The 21,741-nt window shown below is 37.2% G+C and carries 17 protein-coding genes, 1 tRNA gene, 1 pseudogene and 1 riboswitch; all 19 genes and pseudogenes read right to left on the bottom strand.

Going from position 1 to position 21,741, the window contains the following annotated elements; all coding sequences use genetic code 11:
• Window positions 1-102: 102 nt before the first annotated feature.
• Window positions 103-1,830: a glycerophosphodiester phosphodiesterase family protein gene (locus tag JCM12304_RS09520; RefSeq protein WP_256200807.1), complete on the bottom strand. Its 1,728-nt coding sequence runs from the start codon at window positions 1,828-1,830 to the stop codon at window positions 103-105.
• 605 nt (window positions 1,831-2,435) lie between these two features.
• Window positions 2,436-2,693 (bottom strand): hypothetical protein, encoded by a 258-nt coding sequence (locus tag JCM12304_RS09515; protein WP_060680033.1) that lies wholly within the window; start codon window positions 2,691-2,693, stop codon window positions 2,436-2,438.
• An 84-nt stretch (window positions 2,694-2,777) separates the two neighbouring features.
• A complete protein-coding gene (locus JCM12304_RS09510) occupies window positions 2,778-4,460 on the bottom strand; it encodes a DUF2207 domain-containing protein (RefSeq protein WP_060680031.1) in 1,683 nt (560 codons plus the stop codon).
• A gap of 72 nt (window positions 4,461-4,532) precedes the next feature.
• Entirely contained in the window at window positions 4,533-5,759 is a 1,227-nt protein-coding gene (locus JCM12304_RS09505; RefSeq protein WP_060680029.1) for a TolB family protein, read from the bottom strand.
• Window positions 5,760-6,093: 334 nt separating this feature from the next.
• Window positions 6,094-7,224 carry a YvbJ-related protein gene (locus JCM12304_RS09500; RefSeq protein WP_060680027.1) on the bottom strand — a complete coding sequence of 377 codons (1,131 nt, stop codon included), beginning with the start codon at window positions 7,222-7,224 and terminating at the stop codon, window positions 6,094-6,096.
• Window positions 7,225-7,226: 2 nt separating this feature from the next.
• Window positions 7,227-8,267 (bottom strand): DUF5105 domain-containing protein, encoded by a 1,041-nt coding sequence (locus JCM12304_RS09495; RefSeq protein WP_019378892.1) that lies wholly within the window; start codon window positions 8,265-8,267, stop codon window positions 7,227-7,229.
• Window positions 8,268-8,613: 346 nt separating this feature from the next.
• Window positions 8,614-9,434 (bottom strand): annotated as a pseudogene (locus JCM12304_RS09490) (MetQ/NlpA family ABC transporter substrate-binding protein).
• 57 nt (window positions 9,435-9,491) lie between these two features.
• Window positions 9,492-10,154, bottom strand: coding sequence for a methionine ABC transporter permease (locus JCM12304_RS09485; protein WP_019378890.1), 663 nt, complete (start codon window positions 10,152-10,154; stop codon window positions 9,492-9,494).
• Window positions 10,144-11,157 (bottom strand): methionine ABC transporter ATP-binding protein, encoded by a 1,014-nt coding sequence (locus tag JCM12304_RS09480; protein ID WP_060680026.1) that lies wholly within the window; start codon window positions 11,155-11,157, stop codon window positions 10,144-10,146. The genes JCM12304_RS09485 and JCM12304_RS09480 overlap by 11 nt, the downstream gene beginning before the upstream one ends.
• Before the next feature lie 108 nt (window positions 11,158-11,265).
• Window positions 11,266-11,370: riboswitch (SAM riboswitch) on the bottom strand.
• A gap of 55 nt (window positions 11,371-11,425) precedes the next feature.
• Window positions 11,426-12,610 carry a pyridoxal phosphate-dependent aminotransferase gene (locus JCM12304_RS09475; RefSeq protein WP_026041492.1) on the bottom strand — a complete coding sequence of 395 codons (1,185 nt, stop codon included), beginning with the start codon at window positions 12,608-12,610 and terminating at the stop codon, window positions 11,426-11,428.
• A 256-nt stretch (window positions 12,611-12,866) separates the two neighbouring features.
• Window positions 12,867-13,895 carry a DUF2332 domain-containing protein gene (locus JCM12304_RS09470; protein ID WP_060680024.1) on the bottom strand — a complete coding sequence of 343 codons (1,029 nt, stop codon included), beginning with the start codon at window positions 13,893-13,895 and terminating at the stop codon, window positions 12,867-12,869.
• Window position 13,896: 1 nt separating this feature from the next.
• Window positions 13,897-14,655, bottom strand: coding sequence for an aminoglycoside adenylyltransferase domain-containing protein (locus JCM12304_RS09465; RefSeq protein ID WP_060680022.1), 759 nt, complete (start codon window positions 14,653-14,655; stop codon window positions 13,897-13,899).
• 8 nt (window positions 14,656-14,663) lie between these two features.
• Window positions 14,664-15,134 (bottom strand): GNAT family N-acetyltransferase, encoded by a 471-nt coding sequence (locus tag JCM12304_RS09460; RefSeq protein WP_060680020.1) that lies wholly within the window; start codon window positions 15,132-15,134, stop codon window positions 14,664-14,666.
• 56 nt (window positions 15,135-15,190) lie between these two features.
• The gene (locus tag JCM12304_RS09455) at window positions 15,191-15,931 is read right to left on the bottom strand and encodes a GNAT family N-acetyltransferase (RefSeq protein ID WP_060680018.1); all 741 of its coding nucleotides are present in this window, start codon (window positions 15,929-15,931) and stop codon (window positions 15,191-15,193) included.
• Between the two features lie 57 nt (window positions 15,932-15,988).
• Window positions 15,989-16,345, bottom strand: coding sequence for a PH domain-containing protein (locus JCM12304_RS09450; RefSeq protein ID WP_060680016.1), 357 nt, complete (start codon window positions 16,343-16,345; stop codon window positions 15,989-15,991).
• A gap of 120 nt (window positions 16,346-16,465) precedes the next feature.
• Window positions 16,466-17,086 carry a YgaN family protein gene (locus JCM12304_RS09445; protein ID WP_060680015.1) on the bottom strand — a complete coding sequence of 207 codons (621 nt, stop codon included), beginning with the start codon at window positions 17,084-17,086 and terminating at the stop codon, window positions 16,466-16,468.
• 275 nt (window positions 17,087-17,361) lie between these two features.
• Entirely contained in the window at window positions 17,362-18,471 is a 1,110-nt protein-coding gene (locus JCM12304_RS09440; RefSeq protein WP_060680013.1) for a metal ABC transporter solute-binding protein, Zn/Mn family, read from the bottom strand.
• Between the two features lie 444 nt (window positions 18,472-18,915).
• On the bottom strand, window positions 18,916-20,976 hold the full coding sequence (locus JCM12304_RS09435) for a catalase (protein WP_060680011.1): 2,061 nt from the start codon (window positions 20,974-20,976) through the stop codon (window positions 18,916-18,918).
• Between the two features lie 228 nt (window positions 20,977-21,204).
• Window positions 21,205-21,277: transfer RNA gene (locus JCM12304_RS09430), tRNA-Val, on the bottom strand.
• Between the last annotated feature and the right edge of the window lie 464 nt (window positions 21,278-21,741).

Raw genomic sequence — 21,741 nt, 5'->3', positions numbered from 1 at the left:
TGCCACTTCTCGTAACATACTATCTTTATTGCCTCTTTCAATAAAAGTAAAACGACTTTTTTAACCTTTATGTGTTTTCCATACAAAAAGGACAGTACGCCTTCAGTTACGTCGCTGTCCTTCCAGTCCAATTTCCAATACACGTTGTGCTCTTTCCGGGTAATCTGTAATAATTCCATCGATATCGTACTTCAATACTTCTTTCATGTTTCTTTTTATGTTAACGGTCCACACCCATACCTCTCGATTTTGCTTTTTAGCACGCTCGATAAATCGTTCTGTTAGCATACTTTCTCTTATTGTGTAAAAATCCACATCCAACTTAGATAAGTTTCCTGCAGATAAAAAGAGAATTTGGCCAATCTTTATTGTTTCATTTCGTTTACGGATATCCTGTAATAATTCATAACTGAAGGATTGAACATACGCCAAATGATCCGAATCATTCTTCTCTACAAGCTCCACAATTTTTTCAGCGAAGCCTCTTCCAGGTTCAGCTGATTTCAAGTCAATAATTAGTTTTGTATCATTTTCTTGCATCACTTTCAGAACTTCATCCAAGGTAGGAATTCGTTCTCCGATAAATTCCTCACCATAAAGTCTGCCAATGTCTATTTGCTTTATTTCTTCATACGTAAGATTACTGATTTTATCCGATACGCCAGCTACCCGCTTTAGATCGAGATCATGACTTAGAACGATTACTCCGTCTTTTGTCATGGCAACATCTACCTCAACAGCATCCACACCTTTACGAATGGCGGAACGAATACTACTCATCGAATTTTCAGGCGCATGTTTCAGATCTCCACGGTGACTTGCAATTTCCACATCCCATTTCAAATAGACAAGCGAGTCATTCACCACATAATTAATAGCAAATAAAAGACTGAGTACAACAACGGTTGCAGATATAAAGAAAGATTTACGTCTTGATAAGAAACGCCCAACCTTTTTTTCTACCTGAAGTAAATAACTACTTCTTCCTAATTTCAAGGAATCTTTAATTTGTACTCCTTTTCTCTCTTGGAACTCATAAAACAATCTTGTAAGAACAAGCAAGTTCACAGGAATGAAAACTAACGACATCAGCATAGTAAAATAACTGGCAAAGGTTAGTAAGTAATTCCCAATAAAGTCTCCGATTACCTTAGAATCTATGATTGTAGTAAGTTCAGATACCGCGTTCATAAGAACAAATCCTGCTAAAAAGATCAATATATTAACAAATAAAACATACCATACCACTCTAATTTTATTTTTCTTGGTGCAATTCCAGCTGCTCCGTAATGCTTGCCAAATCGACTTATTCTCAATAAAAATATAATGAAGTGCAAAAATCCAGCGAACGAATAGATACCCCATTCCTAAAAACAAGGAAAAATAAACAACCTTGGCAATAAGCGATTCATACAGCAAGTCTGTAAGGAAGATAGTAATATTTACATCAAACAACGGGGGTAATGTAGATGCATCAATAAATGGTATAAATAAAAGCAGTAAAAAAACCAATGGAATAAACCCAAAACCAAGCAGCCTTGGTAGTTTTTTAACTGCGGTTAGAAATGCTTCCGATATATAGACCTGCTTATTAAAATAGCTTTTTTCTGCAAGGATGATTAGTACACCAAACTCTACAAATAAAAAAGCTACAGCAAAAAAACTTACAAATAAGGTTCCCATAATTCCACTTATACTTAATCCAAGCGAAAATACTTCGCTGTTTAGTAATGAACCATCATCAATTACTGTTAGCATGCGGTTAAAAATATAGGATAGAAATGGAGCAAACAAGATGCTGGCAAATAACGAATAAATAAATTCAAACAATATATATTGCAGATAAGACTCCTTAAAGTCCGACCAACTGTTCTTCAGAAGCGTTAGCTATAATCAGCCTTTCCATAATTGAGCACATTCCTTTTCCCTAAAAATACATTTACCAAACTCTAGCTTAATTGACAACCAACATGACGTAAAGAAGTACGATTTATAAATAGGACATTATTTGAATTAGATACAGGGAAATGCGAATTAGTGTAAGAACAATTAATAGCAGAGTGGAGGTGAAACTTATCAGCAGCAGAGCGAGGTAATCCACCGGAGAATAATTTAATCAGCTGCAGACCAGGGTAATCCGCCGGAGGATAATTTAATCGGCTGCTGACCAAGATAATCCGCCGGAGAACAATTTAATCGGCTGCTGACCAAGATAATCCGCCAGAGAATAATTTAATCAGCTGCTGACCAAGATAGTTCGCCGAGACATTCCCAAGTAAGCTATAATTTGTTCACTATACATTTTGTCCCGAAACGACTGTTTACAGTAATACCAAGTTAATTCGCAATTTATCCATTTTGCGAATCATTGAATAAACCCATATATATTAGAACCTAGAAAAAGTCGCTTATATAAAAATAAGCGACTTTTGTTACTAATTATGGTTGGTTATTTTAATACCATACTCTTCTTCCAGCTTACGGTAGGTTTCTTTTAATTTTGGTTTTTTAGCAATAATGCTTCTTGCTTGATAGGCAAGGTTTATCAGGTCACTATTCTGTTCTTCAGCTTTTTGCCCTTTTTCATATTGATATACATCAAGTAATGTGCGATCAAGCAACTGTAAAATGGAATACTGTGTCTTTATCGCTTGTATAAGCAGTTCTTCTTTTGTCTCTTCTTTCTCTGCCATGGAAACGCTCCTTTTACCGTTCATTACTATCAGCATATCGAAGTAGGTAGCTGTTTACAACACATAAACTTGAAGCGATATATGCTAGAATGCACCTGAACCGCCTCCGCCTCCACCAACTCCAGCTCCTCCCCCCGGGCTTCCTCCAGAGGAAGTGCTTGCAGCAGATACCGTATGCGAATCCTCGAACTGATTCTGAACAAGGCTGGCGATTAATAAGAAGGAAAGAATATCTGCATTATATCTATCATTCTGCGGTAACACTTCTTTTATCTGTTCATTCTTTTTATCCAGTTGTTTATCATTTAATCCAATACTGTAGATAAAGGCTCGTTTTTGATCATCATTGTGTAAATCCTGCCAGTCTTTATCATTCATAGCCGGATATTTCTCCTGGAATTCCTTCCACTGTTTGTATAGAATAGCACCTTTTACAGTTTTAAAACGAAACAGAGCAGCGAAAATCAGTAATGCTCCAAACAACAAAATAGCCAAAAACATAGACAGGAATAATTCATGGACTCCAAACAAAATCGCAAAGGGAACTACAATAATACTAGATAAGCCAATAATGGTACGAAGCTTTGTTTGTTTATCTATTAATCTATGCGTTTTCACTTCTTCTTTTACAGCTTGCCTCCATGCCTCGAAGTCCTTCCAGTACGTTTCATGATTGGATTCTTCATCTGTATAATCTTTTAAGTCTTTTAAATGAAAAATCCCGTCATTACCAATTTTATAGAATAGCCAATCCAATAAAATGTGTTCGTGCTCATAGTCTGTTTGCACCTGAATAACGGAAAACGTATCTTCGTTTTCTTTCTTCACATAACCTTTTCGTACTAAATCTAGCAGAGCAGCAGTTAGCACGTTCGCATCAAATAAACCGGATTTCATAAAAGAAAGAGTCGCAGGAAGGCTCATCATCAGATCCGGAACAAAATGAGCAGAAATATATTGTTGTTCTACTTCCAATTGAACAGCTCGTCGCTGTTTTATTGCATAAATTAACAATGCTAACAAGTAAAAAACAAAAACACCAATAACGAAAGGTGCCATGCCGGACAATAAATCCTGACGGTGTTCAAATGCAGCTTGTTCTTTTTCCAAATTTTCTTTGTCTGCTAGAATGTCCTGTTTCATTGCCTGATCTTTCGCTATTGGGGCGTTTGGAAATAATGAAGCATCGTAGGCAACTCGAATATCACCGTTTGCCCCGCTATCCACCTGCCCCATGGAAAAATGAACTCTACCATCACGTTGGGTATCTGCTGAATTTGCTGCTGCATCCTTCCCATATGCAATCACATTTCCCGTCTTTTCAGGCGGATGTACAAATATGTTCATGTTACCATAATCAGATTCATTGCTTCCATCAAAGAAAGGCCAATAAAATTGGGCTACGTCTGAGAATACCTCCACTCCATTTTCAATTGTATAAAAAATTTCAATGGTAATGGTTTCATTTTCCCCTTTACGATGAATCTTGTATAGATTGTCCTCTTGCTCAATATCAAGTTTACTCCCTTTCTCTTCTGCAGTTACGTCAATTATCTTTGTATTTTTCTTCGGGATCAGCGTTCGGGTAATTCCATTAAACTCTCCCTCAAATTGATATGTATGCTTTTCTGTAACCATTACATTTCCATCAGGCTGTAAATATGCATCAATCCGGGAGTTATCAATAGAATAATCGACTGCCAAGGATTCAATTGGAAAAACAAGTATACTAAAGATGATAATAACAAGTCCGAATATTTTTTTCATCACGGGTCCTCCTTGTACTATACTATATAAGACGAAAGAGACCGCTAAAAAGTTTCACTTCTCTCTACATTTTTATAAGAAAGGCTTTTCATAATAGAAGGCTGGTGCTTGATCTACATTCCTTAACCACCGATATGATTTCCCCACTCCATTTTTCACCCATATTTCTCCTTGTTCTTTATTTGAGGTAGATCTGTACCATGTAATATAAGAACCAATAACCCGAGGATCAGTATCCAGTTCGTTCTTTTTTGGGAAAGAGATTTGCTTCTGTTTGCCTGAATCAATATTTATTTCATAAAGCCTTGTAAACATTGTTGGGACTGGCCCTTCTTCCCACTCTTTGTTTTCTTCGGCCCTTGCGACGAGGACCTTCTTCTTTGTTAACCAAGCTAAATCCAAATCGACAAATCCTGGTGGAGTATAGTTCGTTTCGTTCCGCCATACAGGTATGTCCAAAATGGTTGTATGTTTATTTTTAACGAAAAATCTACCTTCTCCAGAAATGAATGCTATTGTGTTTTCAAACGGAGACCATTGGATCCAATCTTTATACCATAGCATTTTTCCGATTGCTTGAAATTTCTGTCCGGTAGAAGATAGTACACAAAGTGTATTACTGTCCATTGCCCATGATGCAGTTGGAGTTGCCAAAAAACTCATCCATCTTCCATCTTGACTCCACTTGAAGTATGTTGCGTCAATAGCAAATAAATCATTCATGTCCGTCTTTATTGTGTAGAATGGCTTTACTTTATCTGTATCTAGCTCTGTATCCACAGGCACTTTAAATAAATGCACCGGCCCCCACCCCGTCGGAAGCAGGTTGGCTGGTGATGAAACAATAAACGCCTTTCCATCCGGGAACCAATTAAAATTACTTACACCCAAACTTACATTTTTAAAGCCTTCTGGTCGTCCGTTCCTTATTTTAGTTACATTTAATAAACCACCAGATAAATAAGCCAATTGATTCGACACAGGCGACCAATGAAACTCTTCCGTTTCAATCGTTGGATAGGCTTGATAAATTTCCTCTTCCTTTAAATCATAAATATATAATTGGGCCTTATCGCCAGATAGATCTCTATCCAAAAAGGCAATAAATCGGCCATCCCTGGACCATTTTGGTGAGTCAACATGCCTATCTTCGGTGAGTTGAGTTTCTTTATCGTCTTGTATTAGCCATAACTGATTATCACGGATAAAAGCAGCTTTCAAAAGCGTTTTTTCAGCAGCAGAATGAATGGGAAAACATATACAAATGAACACCATGACTAAAAAGAACCTATATCTCATTTCAACATTCCTCCCAAAATTATGTTGCCCTATTTGAATGGGAAGAATGCGAACTATAACTATGCATGTAACCTTTATGAAATGGCATCCGCCTAAATGAGATAGAAAGCCCCTTTACTGAGACTCCTCGATACCTGTCTGAGACTATCACCTAATTTTGCAAGACAAGTATGCTCTCATCCTAGACAAAAGGATCCCCTACTGAGACAAATACCAATTCAACCGCTACAGACCAGCGTTCTATCGGGACTATGGTGGTCTACCTTTCACATAATTTGACTGACTTATATACAATAGAAAAAAGGAAGCACATGTTGCGTGCTTCCTTTTACATTTAAATGGATGTACTTTTTGCATTCCACGTATTGACAGGTGGATTACTTACTTTCAGTTCCTTCTTTTTATCCCAATAATCAGGTTCTGTACCATCAGCCATGATGTCTTCAATCGATTGAATTAACCATTTTTTCTTATCTTTATTATATTCAAGCGAATATTTTCTCAGTGCTTGGTAGGACGCATCCTCAAACTTCTTGGTCCCTTTAATTTTCACTTTTTCATTATAATCTACAACAGCTTCTACCTCTGCTGTCCATTGCCCATCAAAATAGTTAATATCCATTGCACTCTCATTAACAACAGCGCTTAAATACTGTGACTGAATTTCGTCTATACCCGTCTTAACCAATTCGAAATAATCCTCGGAACCAGCAAAATCCTTTTTGAATTGCTCTGTACTATGTGTAAAACTTTTTGCGTTTAACCCAGATGTCATAAATACAGAAAGATTTTCATTAAACTTAACGGTTGTATTCATGATGTCTTCATTAATTTTTTTATTTTCCTGCACAAGTTTCTCTGGTTCTACTAAAACAGTAACCTGCTTATTCCCCCATACATCTGCTTTTTCTTTATGTTTAAACATACCAAGCTGATTTTTAACAGATGCTTCTAGCTCGTATTGCCCAGGCAATAAAGGTCCATATTTTTCTTCTTTTTCATCCGTCTTACTAAGAGATTTTTTTAACCCATTAACCTCAAGTGCAATATCATCGTCTTCATTCTGACCACTTACTTTAATATTTACCGTCTTTGCTTCAAGCTTATAGACTGGAAAAATCCCCATATCTTTTCCTGTTTCAATTAAACTAATCTGTTCATTGGACGTACCAAAGCTTTTGTCTTTAATTTGTTTATCCAGGCCATCTTTAATTACTTCGAAACTATTATGATTTTCATTTAGATAAGTAATTAATGCAGTTAACGTACCCTTCTCAACTGCCGCTTTCTTATTATCCGGGACTATCAGTTCTTTTAGCGTTTCCGTATCTTTTTGCTTTACAGCATCTTTAAACTGTTGAACTACCTTATCAGGCTTATGATTCTGTTGAAGAATAAAAAAACTAATCAAGAGGACTACAACTAATCCGGCTAAACCGGAAATCATCATTGTTTTCTTACTCATTCTTAGTAAACCTTTCCAGCAGCAAATGTGTCTACAATGTCTTCACTATTGTAATCTGAAGTATCAATTGTCCATTTACCGTCCTCTTGCAGCATTTTTATTTTCATATCATTTCCAGACTTAATTTCTAATTTATTTACCATTGCATCAAATTTTGATAAAGCATATTCATTTGCCTTCTCACGGTCGTATTCTTTATTATCCAAATATTCCTGTTGATACTCACGCACCATCTCAGATAAGTCATTTAAAGGAAGAGCTGAATATTCTATACTAACAACCGCCTTACCATTAACATTTTCAAGTGTTGATGTTTGCATTTCAGCTTTTTCAGCAAGTGCAGACTTAAACCCGTTATAGAATTTATCAAGATGCTTATCAGGTACGCCTTCATAGAAGACTGTATTAATATTTTCTTTAAAACCTTTCTTTCCTTCATCCTGCAATGCTGCTTTGTCTGCTGATACTAACTTCTCATAATCTGCGTTGTCTACATCAAGATAAATTGTTTCAATATACGCTGTTAATGCTTTTGCAGGGTCTTCCAGCGTTTCAAAGCTTTCATTATATTTTGAAGTGTCCAGCTCAAGCTTGGCTTCTTCATCTTCTCCTCCCATTGAAGTAGGACGAATAGCTAACTCATATTTTTTATCCTTTTCAACTGTAAAAGCTACTTTTAGATCTTTTGACTTATTTGCTCCAATTTCTCCGTCAGCAGATTCCAACTCGTATGTCGCATCAGAGTCGGCATCTAGCTCCTGATCTCCATCATATAATTTAATACTACGACTTGGGCTTACATTAACCTCTGAATCTGTTACATTTTTAACCTTTATATCAATAGCTAACGTTCCAGTCTCTCCTTCAGAAGTACCATTATTGTTATCTACTAACATATAAGTAGCGTTTTCAATAGAAGCTTCTATTGTCTTACTCTTCCCTTCTGAACTAGTTGATGCGGATTCTGTCTCCCCTTTGTTACTGCATCCTGCAGCTATAATTGCAAAAAACACTAAAACTATGAAAATAACTTTTTTCGACATATTCACTTTCTCCTTTACAATAGATTTAAAATAGTATGACGAATAAAAAGAAAAAGGTACCTCCTTTTACAAAAACTAACACTTTTTTACAATTTAATGTCTAAAATGTTACAACCAACATTTAGTATAGATATGCCTTTGGGAGAGTCAACAATAATAATGGTAATTACTTTGAAATAAGTCTAAATAACCATATGTATCCAATATAAGAAAATTAATCTAGTACTTTAGACCTTTACATATTTCTGACACTATTCTATGTATCCAGTAAATATCTTGTTATAGTATGTTTCATAAAAAAAACCCCTACTCACTTTTATAAAAAAGCAAATAAGGGGGGAAAATACTATTCCTTCATCCATTTTGGTTTGCCAAATCCTTGGAACTTTTCATCGATTATTTTTTCAAAGTCCTCTGATTTGATAACTTCTTTTATATCCTTGGCAAACTGTTTATCTACATCCTTTGTATTTATGACCACTCTATTTCGGTAATCATCAGGCATATCTTCGAGTGCTAATGCATCCAGTAAGTCCATTTCTGCGGCAAGTGCATAATTACCTGGAACAGCAGAAAGATCTTCACTTTCTACCAAACGTGGAAGTTGAGCAGCTTCTACTTCTACAAATTTCAAGTTCTTCGGATTTCCGATAATATCTTTGACAGATGCAGTTAATGCATCTACCTTATCACTAATGGTAATCAACCCTTCATCCTCAAGCATACCAAGTGTCCTTGCAAGATTGGTAGGATCATTAGCAATAGCAATTTGACTTCCTTCTTCTATTTCATCAATACTGCTATATTTTTCTGAGTATAAACCATTGGTGCAGTGGGAACAATTATTACTTCAGAGAGTTCCATATTGTTTTCTTTTGCAAAAGCTTCCATATAGATTTTGTGCTGAAACAGGTTAGCGTCCAGGTCTCCGTTATGTAGTGCTTTATTTGGTTGTACGTAATCGGTGAATTCCTGATTGGCTACCTCATATCCCTTTTCTTCTAAAAGGGGAGCAATTGCTTTGGTTACCATATCGCTGTAAGGACCAACTGTTGCTCCAAATTGAATTTTCTTCGTTTCTTCATTACTTCCTGCTGCGTCTTTCCCGCAACCAGCTACTACTAAAATTAAAAGTAATGCTGTGCATGCCCATACGATTTTTTTCATTTTATTTCCCTCCAGTTTAATTTCATTACATTTTTTTAAACAGAAAGCTTACCACGACTATCTCTTATTCACTGTCTTCGCGATAAAATCACCGAGATATTGAATGAATTGCACAAGAACAATAAGTACAATTACGGTAGTGAACATGACCGTATCGTCATAACGGTAGTATCCGTAACGAATAGCTAAATCGCCAATTCCACCGCCACCAATTGTTCCAGCCATTGCGGAGTAGCCAATCAGGCTAATTGCTGTGATGGTTAATCCACTAATTAATCCCGGCTTCGTCTCAGGGAGGATAATATCCTTAATGATTAGCCACGGAGAAGCGCCAACTGCAATGGCAGCTTCAATGACTCCCTTATCAATTTCCCTTGCAGCAGATTCAACGATTCGCGCATAGAATGGAATCGCCGCAACGGAAAGCGAAACAGATGCTGCGATGGCTCCTGTTGTTGTTCCAACAAGAAAGTCGGTAAACGGGAGTAGGAACACAAGTAAAATAATAAACGGTATAGAGCGGATCAGATTTACAATAACGCCTAGTATTGTCTTCGCCACACGATTTTGCCAGAATAATCCCCGCTCCGTTACAAACAAAAGAATACCAACAGGTAAACCTATTATAAGAGCAACGAGTAATCCAATACCTACCATAATCAATGTTTCATAGAAAGCCACATTAAGTTCTGGTAAAATTTCTATGATTCTATCGAGCATGCTGAATCACCTCCACCTGCTGTAATCGCTCTTCCACATATCTTCTTGCTCTTTCCATTTCATCCAAGTCACCTAATAGCTCCATAATAAAAATCCCCAGTGGCTTTTCCTTAATGTACTCTACTTTTCCGTGAAGAATATTCGCACTAACTTTATGTGCTTGTAGCATATCGGAAACAATTGGATCACTTGCAAGATCACCTCTAAACTGAAGCTGGAGAATCATCCCTTTACATTGCTCCAAAAGTTGTTTAGGCAGATCAAAATTTAATACCGTGTCGATGAATTGCTTGGTAAGGTCTTCTTTAGGGTTAGAGAATATTTCATAAGTAGCTCCCTGTTCAATGATCTTGCCGTCCTGCATAACGGCACATCTGTCACAGATTTCCTTCACGACCTCCATCTCATGCGTAATTAACACAATCGTAATTCCAAGCTCATGATTAATCTTTTTCAATAAAGCTAATATAGATTTAGTCGTGCTCGGGTCAAGCGCGGAGGTTGCCTCATCACAAAGTAAAACCTTTGGGTTGTTAGCAAGGGCTCGAGCAATACTAACCCGTTGCTTTTGACCACCACTTAATTGTGCAGGATATTGCTCTGCTTTATCGGCTAATCCAACAAGCTTGAGTAACTCAAGCACACGTTTTTTTCGTTTTTCAGTTGGGATGCCAGCTGCTTTTAAAGCAAAAGCGACATTATCAAATACTGTCTTTGCTGAAGCTAAATAAAATCCCTGAAAAATCATTCCCATCGACTGCCTTGCCTTACGCAGCCCTTTTGGAGATAACCTTAGTAAATCGACTCCATCAACAATTACCTTACCGGATGTTGGCCTTTCAAGTATGTTCATACAGCGAATTAAAGAGCTCTTTCCGGCTCCACTATACCCAACAATACCGTAAATTTCTCCCTTATGTACTTCTAAATTAACCTTATCTACTCCGATAACATGGCCTGTTTTTGCTTTGTAAATTTTAGATAATTCCTTAATTACAATCATAGACTCGTACCTTCCCATCCTGCATTTTACTAATAAGCCACCTATTTATAATCCATACAAAAACCCCCTTTCATTATGAAAGAGGGTGAATGATAAACGATTTATCAACACTTATCTCTCAGAATGAAAACATTCTGCAGGAAGTAGCACCACTCCAATTGGAAGGTTGCTGTGACATCTCAGGGCCTTTCCCTCCGTCACTCTCGATAAGAAAAATTCTTACTATTCAATTAGGTAGCTTTTATCATAATCCGACAAAAGTCTTTTGTCAATGCTTTTTTTGGAATATCTCCATTTTTCCGATTCTTTCTGCAGCTTCTATTAATCGCTCTTCACTTGCCAGCAGGCCTACACGTACATAACCTTCCCCATTTTTACCGAACCCATTTCCTGGAGCCACTACCACATGCGCTTCGTTCAGCAGAAGATCTGAAAATGTTTCGGAGGTATAACCATCTGGTACAGGTAGCCAAGTGAAGAAGGTGCCTTTGGATGTCGGTACATTCCAGCCAATCTCTTGAAGTTTCTCCACAAATACATTACGTCTTTTTTCATATGTATTTACTAATTTTTCAACAGCAGACTGATCGCCAAGCAATGCTTTTTCAGCAGCCTGCTGCACCGCTCCAAAAAGACTTACATATAGATGATCCTGGATTAAATTTAAGCTTTTAATAACAGAAGGATTTCCCACCGCAAAACCAACTCGCCATCCAGCCATATTATATGTTTTTGATAAAGTATACATTTCTACCCCAACGTCTTTAGCCCCATCGGACTGTAAAAAGCTTTGAGGTTTTTCCCCATCAAAACCGATTGCACCATAAGCAAAGTCATGTACAACACAAATGCTATATTTATTGGCCAAAGCAATTGTTTCATCAAATAATTTCTTATTTGCGGTCGCCGCAGTAGGATTATTAGGATAATTCAAGAACAATAGCTTTGCATCTTCCAATGTTTTCTCATCTAACTCGCCATAATCCGGCAAAAAGTCATTCTTCTCCAGCAAAGGCATATAGGCTGGTATCGCATTCGACAGAGCAATACCTGACATATAATCTGGATAGCCTGGGTCTGGCACTAATGCTAAATCACTTGGATTTAACAGACATTGACTGATTTCCACTAACCCCGTTTTAGCACCAAATAAAATAGCGACCTCTGTATTTGGATCAATATCCACTCCATATTCCCGCTTATAAAAAGTGGCAATGGCCTGTTTCAAAAAAGGTTGCCCAGTGAACGGAGAGTATTTATGGTATGTTGGGTTATCAGCAGCAGCTTTTAATTCATCCACAATATGCTGTGGTGTCGGTAGATCAGGATTTCCCTGCCCAAGATTTATAACGTCATGCCCAGCATCCGTCAGCTTTTTTGCTTTCATAACAAGACTGGCAAAAAACTGTTCCGGGAGTCTTTTTAATGTATCGGAAAACTCAAAGGTCTGCACCATTCTCACACTCCTGAAGTAATAAAATTCTAACTATTTATACTATAGGAGAAATAATTATTTGTAAAGCAGATTTTTCTGTAACTAAATGAGAGAGAAATTATAAATTTGAGACACTCACCTGGGTATATGAGCCACAAGCCCAATAGTTTGAGAGACTCCTACACGCAAATGAGAAAAAACGACCAGGTATGAGAGACTTCTCAGAAATTTGAGAGAGAGATCGTCTGATTTAAGAGACAGGAACACAACTGCATTATTTACCCGATAGATTCCAAGTAAACCACCTGCCATGTCCCTCCGTTTCTCCAACAATATGGGAGACCTTTCCGCCTTGCAAATAATAGTCCAAATGTAAATAACGGTCATACATGTTATTATACAGGTGGAAAATGTCCCTCTTACTGCCAATGGAATGAATTTGTTGGAGGAGTTCTTCCTTCAACAAATTCGAAAACTGATTAGCAACATGGGTGTGGAAGACTACGACGGCCATTTCACTCGATATCTCGTTAACAAGCTCTGGCAGCATCGCTACCCCATCTCCTTCTATTAATTGGAGGTTTGCAGCCTGTACCTGACTTGCCACCTTATCAAATAAATCTCTTCGATCTACGTGTTCAGGCCAGATAAGTGCTTTTAGCCAAAGTCGATCTTCTGAATTTTTAACATTATTTATATGTAAATCAAGACCAATTCGCTTGCTAACAGGGGGAGGACTCTGCATAAAATCTGGAAGCTTTCCTTCTCTCACTTCTGCTTCCAGCACGATGTCTGCTTGCGTATTACCATATATTTCAGCTGATCCATAAGAATAAGCATATGTATCCCATAGCAACTGAAAGCCTGCACTTGTGCCAATTTCAATAAGGGCTAATGGTTTCTTTATTTTTTCATATACATAGCAAAAAGCCGGATAAAGATATGCACAGCGACGCACTTCATTTGTTTGAACGAGTTTGCTTTTTAATAGATCACTAATTTCGCTTCTATAATTGAAACAGAAATCTTTAAAATAAGGAAAGGCCTCTGTTGCTGGTCTTGTTTTTTCTACCATACTTCTATAAAATCTCTTTAATTCATGGTCTGCATTTTCCAGCAGCATGTATTGCACAGCGCCAAATAACATATTCGGAACTGGCTGCCCACATCGAGTATCAGCCGTAATAGAGAGCAACTCCTCATCTTTCGCAATTTCATTAGATAACACTTCATACAACCTGCTTGAACCTTTACACTCTTCAGCAAAGGTTTGGAAGCGCACAGAAAGCTTTGTTATATTCATTTTAAATTCCCCCATTATCTATTTGCTTCAGCATATATACAGCAAAATTGGTTGCTTCAATTTCATCTATCTCCATTTCTTGTTGTTGTCCGTTATAAACAGTTAAACATGTACCCACCAAATTAAGATACTTACCAGGCAGTATATTCAGCGCCCATTCCCCGCCTTCCTGCTTTGATGCTATGATTCCCTCTCTTAAGAAATACAGCATTCGGCACAAATTTAATGAATAATAAACAGGCTTCTCTCTAATCTTCCAACGCGAATCATTCACATCTAGCAGGCAGGCGGCTATGTAATATTCCTGCTTAATTGGAGAAAAAACCTGATGTATTTCTTTTCCGTAAAGCATCTTTCCCCGATAATAGGTAACCATCATATGTGCTACCAAATCAGAATCAAATCCATCTGAACAGCTATAATTGGGGTATTCCACATACTTTGTTTTATGCTCTTTTGAATAATGTAAATCAAAAGGCGTAGGATAATGAGGTTGTTTTGCTTGTTCCTCTAAAATCACACTCATCTCTAAATGACAGGAATAATATTTCTCTTCCAATAAGAGTATTTCTTCTATAAGTTTCTTTCTTGTATCAGCTGTAAGACGTTTTTTTACAACTACAAGTAAATCTATATCGCTTGTTTGAGGATTGTAACATCCCATCGCCAGCGAGCCATGTAGATACACACCAATTAAGTTATGCTGCAGATGGCGCTTACAAGAAAAAACAAATTCATTTATGAAAAGCTGATCTTCCATTTAACATTTCACCCACTTACTTGTCCTCTCATACGAATCACTTTTCCATCCAATTCCTTACCAATTACAGTTAACCCTAATTTTCGGTAAAAAGATAAAGCTGATGTATTCGTCGGGGAAACGCGTAAATGGTACTCGCTCACCCCATGACGTTTGAAAAAATTCTCCGCATATGTATTTAACTCCGAACCTAATCCTTTCCCTCTTTTATCGGGGATCAAATAATACAGATGAACATAACCTATATATTTTTCATCATATTGCCGAATAGATAGCTCCAATTGTCCAATATAAGCCTCTTCTTCTAACACGAGTACAAAGTTTGTTGAATTCTCATTTTGTTTTTCTTTCAACCATTCAAGATATTCCTCTTCGTGAAAATCGTTCCCATTTCCAAAGCTTACTACAAACGAATCTCTTCGAAATGTAAGCACAAGCTCTCTATCCCTATCTACATTTATCGTTCTAAATTTTAGCATTTAAGAAAACTCCTTTGGTTATATAGCTTAGCTTCACACCTTCCCAGATAAAACTACTAACCCTTCCTTCGTTTATATACTTTATTCTTTTCTATTCGTTTACAGCCGTTATGTACAAAGGTCTGGATCATTGGCACATTCTTTAAGCTGGTAGAACCAATATAATAGGAAGCATTAAATTGGTATCGCAGTAATTGTAAAACTTGCTGATGGAGAAGAACGCTTTTCCCTTTTCCGCGCTCATCTGGTACGAGCCCAAAATAAAATAACCTTCCCTCATCCTTTGTTCCCGGCTCCAGATGTGGCATAATAACACCTAGTGGCTTGGCATTTTCATAGGCTACTATACATGAATCCGTATATATCGGTCCGAGTTCAATTTCTGCACTATGGAGCTGTTCTTCTACACTTAAGGAGGAAGGCGAATTAAACGAATGCTTCATTACTTCTGTCCACACACTTATAAAAAAATCACGATCCATCTCACGTAATGTTTTTATAAAATAAAGGTTGTCTGTTTCTGGTAAGTCCTTTAAATCTTTATATACAGTTACAATCTCATCATGTAGTTGAAAGCCTTGCTTGTTCAGGTAAACCTCAACAGATTCCGAAAATTCACCATCTACAAGAATGTTAACATTTACAGCGTTTTTTATATGCGGTAATAAATCTAGATATTGAATAAAATAAACTAATTCATCTTCTGACACATTCTTCGTATCTTCAATTGTTACAAAATTTGCTCCCTCTACAAATTTTAATTTGTCTGCAATTTTATGATATAGTGCTGTGGTCATAAAGAAACCCTCCTTTACTCTAAGCAACAACTTCTTCTATATCAAACAGTTTTGAAATTACCCTTCGTTTTTTACCATCATTTCTTTCACCACTTTAACCAATAGGTCATCATTATCTGCTAAGAACTGTGAAAATTTCACGATATCTGTTTTATACCTTAAGACAATCCGGGAGTTAAGTAATCCTCGTTTTTTACGTATGTCATTTATATCCCTATATTCAAATACCTCTATTAGTTCATTGCCTGTAGTAGAATCAGCTACAAAAATTAATCGCCGTTCTGTGGCAACAAGCATCCCAGGCCTATACACCTGTCTATAAATAAAAGTCTTCATCGCACAGCGTAAACTCACTTGTATTGATTCTCGATCAGTTAACACGTATGCTTTCATATATGCAGCATCTGCACGCATTCACATCACCCCTGATTATATTACGAGCGGCATCGCTCTCCAGTTTCAATATATTCAGAAATTTACCCGCGAGTAAAATCTTCTTCTTAAAGCTATTGTTGGTCTATTAGTAGCAGCTAGTTATTGACTTTTTGTTTTATTAAATTTTGCCTTTAAAAGATACACTTCATCATATTTCTTTATTGTTTCGAGATTTCCTTCAACATCACGGTAAAAGTCCTCTGATAGGCTATGCATGGAACCATCTCCACTTTTATAGCAAATGGAAGACAGTATTATTTCTTCCTTTACCTGTTCGGAAAGAAATGGATTTGTAGCCCACACACTAGACATATTTTTCAATCCTTTTTCCCCGATTCGCTCTGCATTAGTTAAAGCGCTTGTTCCTCCATTGCTAAACACCCCTACATTAAAGACAGACATTTCCTGTTCTCCTGCATCCTTCGAAATGGCAAACATTAAATAGCCCTTCTCCTTAATGTCAGAAATAAGATGATTGACTTTCTCTGTTTTTTTACCAAATTCATATTTATCCAACCATAGCTCCACTTCTTTGTAAGACGGATCTGCTTTAAAATCAAAAATAAATGACTGCTCGGCAGTGGATAAAAGGATCGCTTCCTCTCGTTCTGATAAATCAGACTCATTTACTTTGATGGAGGTTGATGTTTGTTCATTTGAGCAACCAGCCAAATAACTAAGTACTAAAAATATAGCAAAGATCCATATGAACTTTTTCATCTCGTTTCCCCTTTTCGGCATCCAAGTATGTACTCACACATGGCCGTTCTTTTAAAAGCTGGACTCTACTGCATTAAAAAGACTAGAGAGCATCTCGTAAACCTTTACACTAAGCAATTTTAATTTTCCTTTATCATACCATAATTTACCTATCAGAACGCTCTTTACAATTTAAATTTTTAACGGAGAGATTTTAAAACTAAACGCGGCTTATTTCGAAATTCGGCACTTTTACATTAATAGTAAAAAAAGAGAGCTTAATTAGCTCCCTCCCCTTACTGTAATGCCTCCACTAATGTTTCCAGATTTTGTTGCATAAGTGTAAAATAGTCTTCGTTATTTTCAATATCAGACTCAGTTAATACAGACAAGTTATGAATATACAATGAACGGATATTTGTCTCCTTTTGAATAATTTTAGCTACACGTGGCTCTACATTTTGTTCGAAAAGCAAATAATTGATTTGATGCTCCTTAACTATATCGATCACTTTCTTCAATTGTTTTTGAGAAGGTTCATTGGATGGAGAAAGCCCTGAGATTGCTATTTGTTCCAAACCATATGAATCCTCCCAGTATCCATACGCAGCATGAGTAACTAATATCTCATTTTCGTCCATGGAGTTAAGTTTCTTTTTGTAAGAAGCATCCAGCTCTTCCAGCTTTGCCTTTAACGCTGTAAAATTAGCCTCAAATGCTTCTTTAGCTTCTGGATCTATTTCAATTAATTTATCTTTAATATGGTGTGCAAGTTCTATAGACCGAATTGGATCAAGCCAAACATGTGGATCCTCATCACCATGTTGATGACTGTGATCCGCTGTTTCGCCATGTTTATTTTCCTGTTCTTCTGCTGAATGATTTTCATCATGAAGATGTTCGTCTTTTCCATGCTCATGTTCATCCTCATGAACTGCTTCTTCATGTGTATGTTCCTCCGTATAACTAAGCAGATCAATACCAGCAGTCGCTTCCAGTGTCTCTACATGCTCTGTTTGTAAAGCTTCATCTATGCTTTTGGCATAGCCCTCCATTTGTTTATTGTTATATATAAACAAATCTGCTTTTGCGATATCGACCATTTGTTTTGAGTCTGGTTCAAATGTATGCGCATCTGCTCCTGGAGGGAGTATTGATTCAACCTCCACCTTGTTACCACCAATCTGCTTTGTAAAAAATTCTAATGGATATAATGTTGTATACACCTTTATTAGAGACTTATTTTCTTTTGCAGCATCTCCATCTGCAGAACCAGTTGAACCAGAGGTTGGACTATTACATCCACTCAATACAGAAATAAAAAATACGAACAATACTGTCAACCCAATAAACTTTTTCAATTCAATCTCTTCCTTCCCCCAAATATATATATAAATCGTAATCATTACGCCTCGTGATCAAAAATAAAAGCTGAACATAATTGATATTCCTACTACATCATTAGATGTGTTATGTAGTAAACTATAAAAAAAATCACCCAATAATCCAAAATACAATCAGCAAGCCATAAATTCATTCATTTTTTGTTCACTTTATGCGGATATTCATAAAATAAAACGAAATGATTACGATTTAAAGTTAGTATACAGAAAACTGATCCAATTGTAAACAGTAATCATTACGAATTAAGTACTTCATTGTATATACAGCCCAAACTTTCAAAAGCCTCACATTTAACTTTTATTCTCCTTAAAATAAAAAAGCCTATATCCTTATAATAGGATACAGACTTTCAAGAAATCCTCGGCAATGACCAGATATCTTTCAACATATGTCATCTGTTGTATTTTTTACATGGCGCTCATTACACAGTCAATCTTATACAATTTCTATGTTCTATTCCAAAAACGTTGTTGGGCAATAGCTGAAACAAATTCTTTATTAAAGTCTGGATTGTTAGCAGCAAAGACGACTCCAGCTAAATTATTACTTTTTGATGTGTGAATATAAGACTGCCCGCTTTTCGCAACCCCAATAGGTTTATAATGTTTATATGCATGATGGACGTAATCCAGTACTTCTTGCATAAATTTATCCTGTTGCTTCACATTTCCGCCTACAATATAAAGAGAGTCAACAAGGTACGGGCTTGAAGTAAGGAAAGTGTCTTCCACCTTCAGCCTCGTTCCATCATTTCCAGTAACTGTTCCAAGGTTGTCACTGATGATTTTAATGAAAACACCTTTTTGCTGTAAGTAATGAAGCACATTTGCTACCTCAGGACCATTAAAACCGTCACCAATCAACACACCTACCTTTTGCGTATAAGCATAAAAAGGAGAACTTTTTGCTTGGCTAAGAGAAGGGTAGCTTGTTGAAACAGGAACCTGTGAGCCGGTTGGACGTTCCACACCTATGTTATCAGCTACAATGCATGCCAAATCATTGTCTACATTTGCCAAAAGATCAACGTTTTGCTGGCGGACAGATTTACTTTCTACTTTCCCCAATTGATAACTGAAACCTTGGATCGTGTGCTCCTTTTCAACAGGTGTTAAGCTATTCCAAAAGATGCGCGGTTGTGTAAAGAAATCATTGAATGATTCACTCCGTCCACGAACTACATGCCCTTCCACTTTCTTTGGATAATGTTCATATCCGCCTTCTTCAGGGGGCGTAGTGTAAGGCGTGTTATTTGCTAGCGAATTTTCATGATAGTTTACCTGATCCACGTCGATTCGATACCTCATAGGTCCTCGGCGCTGATTATTATGAAATGGACAAATTGGTTTGTTTATCGGTAACTCTTGGAAGTTCGGACCCATTCGATGTACTTGTGCCATATGATATGCAATTAATCTCCCCTGTAACACAGGATCATTGGAAAAGCCTATTCCCGGCACCACATTTGCAGGGTTAAAGGCTACTTGTTCAGACTCTGTATGGTAATTATCAATATTTATATTTAGCGTCATTTTTCCGATAAGTTGAACAGGAATTAGTTCTTCCGGCCAAAACTTTGCAGGATCGAGAATATCAAAATCATATTTAAACTCATCTTCTAAAGGAATTAACTGAACTCCTAATTCATACTCCGGATATGCCCCCTTATCAATCGCTTCTCGTAAGTCTCTACGGTGGAAATCCGGATCAAGTCCACCGATTTTTAAAGCCTCATCCTGCAACAGGGAATGAGTACCGAGCACAGGTTTCCAGACAAATCGCACAAATGTTGCAACATCCTTATCATTCACAAATAAATACGTATTAATAGACCAAGATTCCATCATGCGGTAACTTCTCACGATTCCTCTGTCCGACATGATCCATTGGACCATATGGAGGGCCTCCGGATTGTTTGCTACATAATCCCAGAAGTAGTCATGCGCACCTGAAGCTGTTGGTATATCATCATCTGGCTTTGCTTGGTATGCATGCATCGCATCCGGAAACTTCATCGGATCTTGGTTAATTAGCACAGGCATCGCAATTGTTGTCAAATCGTAATTTCCTTCTTCTGTATAAAACTTAACACCCTTACAACGTAAGTCCCTTGCCGTATCATATGATCCTCTAGGTCCTTGAACAGTAGAAAAACGTACAGTTAGTGATGTTTTCTTTCCTGGTTCCTGTAAAAAACCTGCTTTTGTTACATGCTTCATCGATTGATAGCATTCAAACTCCCCATGTGCACTATATCCTCTTGCATGAACAACTCTTTCTGGTTCCTCTTCTTGCACAAAATGAGACATTTTCTCAAAATAATGCCAGTCTTCATGTAAAGAAGGCCCGCGCTCGCCAGCTTTTAACGTCTCTGAATCATTGGAGATTTTTCTTCCTTGATTTGTCGTCATTGGCTTCCCGGTATTTTGCACGCGGTACCGATCCAGCTGCTCATTTTTCAGGTTGTCAGCCGGGTTGTGATGTCTTGATGATTTATCTTTATCCATGAAATCACCTATCCTATCTTTCAAGTTGTTTTACACTATTTATATATATATGCCTATTTTTTAAAGATAGACCATTTTTGGTGAATGGATAAAAAGTGAGTATACAGCTGGAGCCAAATTAATATTAAGAGGATTTTATCAGAGGATATAAGTCTACTTATGCTATAACAAAGAACAACAAAAAAGCTGCTAACCTTTCATAAGAAAAGGTGCAGCTTTTTCTAGTAGTGATTCCGATTGGGCTCGAACCAACGACCTCATGCCTGTCAAGCATGCGCTCTCCCAGCTGAGCTACGGAATCGTATGTAATAGACAGTAACATAACTATATAAAATTTACATCGACCTGTCAATATGTTTTTGTTTCACAGTTACTGTAATTGATCGCCTCACAATAAGTATAAGCAGAGGTCTTTAGTACAAGATAATTATAGTTGTCAGTGTCTTGAAAAGCATGAATTACCTTTTTAGCCAAGGCACTATTCGAGTAAGCAAGATAACCAGGGCACTGACCGAGACAATCATTCGTCTATTTGCGACATGCCTCCTTTCACTCGAGACAGACCTTCCACCTCCCGCGACACATCAGCTCTTACCCGAGACTACCGCCTGCCCTACCGAGTCAACTCACTCCCCAGCCGAGACGCACACTCCCCTTACCGAGTCAACAACTCATCCTCCCCTTAATTCCTTCGCCTCCCGAAATGGAATGTTGGATAAAATTAAACAATACTATTATACTGTTATAATAGTTAGAAATTTTGCA

It is taken from the genome of Virgibacillus halodenitrificans JCM 12304 (assembly GCF_001310895.1).
GTDB lineage: Bacteria > Bacillota > Bacilli > Bacillales > Amphibacillaceae > Virgibacillus_Q > Virgibacillus_Q halodenitrificans.
The sequence above is the reverse complement of the archived record's forward strand: the minus strand, read 5'-3'. Positions and strand labels throughout refer to the sequence as shown.

What these genes read in the sequence shown, in the direction of transcription:
- JCM12304_RS09470 (WP_060680024.1), bottom strand. Translation starts at nt 13,895, where the DNA reads ATGAATATAACAAAGCTTTCTGTGCGCTTCCAAACCTTTGCTGAAGAG.
- JCM12304_RS09515 (WP_060680033.1), bottom strand. Translation starts at nt 2,693, where the DNA reads ATGGCAGAGAAAGAAGAGACAAAAGAAGAACTGCTTATACAAGCGATA.
- JCM12304_RS09435 (WP_060680011.1), bottom strand. Translation starts at nt 20,976, where the DNA reads ATGGATAAAGATAAATCATCAAGACATCACAACCCGGCTGACAACCTG.
- JCM12304_RS09455 (WP_060680018.1), bottom strand. Translation starts at nt 15,931, where the DNA reads ATGACCACAGCACTATATCATAAAATTGCAGACAAATTAAAATTTGTA.
- JCM12304_RS09480 (WP_060680026.1), bottom strand. Translation starts at nt 11,157, where the DNA reads ATGATTGTAATTAAGGAATTATCTAAAATTTACAAAGCAAAAACAGGC.
- JCM12304_RS09445 (WP_060680015.1), bottom strand. Translation starts at nt 17,086, where the DNA reads ATGAAAAAGTTCATATGGATCTTTGCTATATTTTTAGTACTTAGTTAT.
- JCM12304_RS09500 (WP_060680027.1), bottom strand. Translation starts at nt 7,224, where the DNA reads ATGAGTAAGAAAACAATGATGATTTCCGGTTTAGCCGGATTAGTTGTA.
- JCM12304_RS09495 (WP_019378892.1), bottom strand. Translation starts at nt 8,267, where the DNA reads ATGTCGAAAAAAGTTATTTTCATAGTTTTAGTGTTTTTTGCAATTATA.
- JCM12304_RS09460 (WP_060680020.1), bottom strand. Translation starts at nt 15,134, where the DNA reads ATGCTAAAATTTAGAACGATAAATGTAGATAGGGATAGAGAGCTTGTG.
- JCM12304_RS09485 (WP_019378890.1), bottom strand. Translation starts at nt 10,154, where the DNA reads ATGCTCGATAGAATCATAGAAATTTTACCAGAACTTAATGTGGCTTTC.
- JCM12304_RS09465 (WP_060680022.1), bottom strand. Translation starts at nt 14,655, where the DNA reads ATGGAAGATCAGCTTTTCATAAATGAATTTGTTTTTTCTTGTAAGCGC.
- JCM12304_RS09450 (WP_060680016.1), bottom strand. Translation starts at nt 16,345, where the DNA reads ATGCGTGCAGATGCTGCATATATGAAAGCATACGTGTTAACTGATCGA.
- JCM12304_RS09505 (WP_060680029.1), bottom strand. Translation starts at nt 5,759, where the DNA reads ATGAGATATAGGTTCTTTTTAGTCATGGTGTTCATTTGTATATGTTTT.
- JCM12304_RS09510 (WP_060680031.1), bottom strand. Translation starts at nt 4,460, where the DNA reads ATGAAAAAAATATTCGGACTTGTTATTATCATCTTTAGTATACTTGTT.
- JCM12304_RS09440 (WP_060680013.1), bottom strand. Translation starts at nt 18,471, where the DNA reads ATGATTACGATTTATATATATATTTGGGGGAAGGAAGAGATTGAATTG.